This is a genomic window from Streptomyces sp. 8K308, from assembly GCF_004348315.1.
Lineage (GTDB): Bacteria > Actinomycetota > Actinomycetes > Streptomycetales > Streptomycetaceae > Streptomyces.
Genome location: NZ_SMKC01000661.1, coordinates 1 through 981, shown reverse-complemented (window position 1 = coordinate 981; position 981 = coordinate 1). Strand labels below are relative to the sequence as shown.

The 981-nt window shown below is 76.7% G+C and carries 1 protein-coding gene; it reads left to right on the top strand.

Annotation, left to right across the window (positions count from 1 at the left end; genetic code table 11):
• Positions 1-110: 110 nt before the first annotated feature.
• Entirely contained in the window at positions 111-953 is an 843-nt protein-coding gene (locus E1265_RS36515) for a hypothetical protein (RefSeq protein ID WP_243741378.1), read from the top strand.
• Positions 954-981 lie beyond the last annotated feature (28 nt).

Below are 981 nucleotides of genomic sequence, written 5' to 3'. Positions count from 1 at the left end.
CCCGCACCCTGGTCACCGTCCCCACGCCGGCCACCCCCGCGGAGCCCGGCCGCCACGCGACATAAGGACAGACCGTGACAGAACCCACCACGCCACCCGGCGACCAGTCCGTGCCGCCGCCGCGGAGCGGCGCCGTGCCGACTCCGGCCGACGCGGCCGACGCCGCGCGGCTGGTCTCCTTCGGCCTCCAGCCCAAGCTCTCCCCGGCGCGCGACGCCGAGTACGGCACCCTGCTCCGCCGCTACCAGGAGGAGCCGCCCTTCGCCCGGCTCGCCGACGCCGTGGCCACCGGTCTCGGCCTCGTGGTGCTTGAGGTGTCCACCCGCGCCGGCATGGCCGTCGCCGCCGCCGAGGACTCCGTCTTCGCCGTCCGCATGGGCGAGTACGCGCGCCGCGCCACCGCCGACCCGGCCGACCGGTTCCTGCACGGGCTGGCCCATCTCGCCGTCGCCGCCCTGGCGTTCCCCCGCCCCGCCGACCTCGCCGACGACGGCTACCTCGGCCGGATCACCGTCAACGGCGTCGAGGCCTTCGTCCGCCAGGCCTGCCGCCGCCTCGAGGAGCGGGCCGCCGGCCAGGGCGAGAACACCGACCCCGTCAGCGACGCCCCCGGCCTCGAGGCCGCCTGGCGGGTGTACGCCCGGCGCAGCGCCACGGGCGCCACCAAGGACGCCCGCCGGCTCGCCGGCTCCACCACCGGCATCATCGGCAAGGCCGTCGGCTTCCTGGCCGACTCCGGCTTCCTCCAGCGCACCGGGGACGACGGAGGTGGCACCTACCGCACCACCGCGCGCTACCAGCTCCAGGTCCGCGAGCTCGCCGCAACCGGCGCCATGGCCGAACTGCTCGAGCTCGGCATCGTCCCGGTCGGCGACGGCAGCGGCTCGCTGCTGCCCGCCGACACCGACGACGGCGTCCTGGTCGACGGCGCCGGCCTCCCCTTCCACGGCTGAGCGCCACGGCCGAGTTCTACTGCTGAGC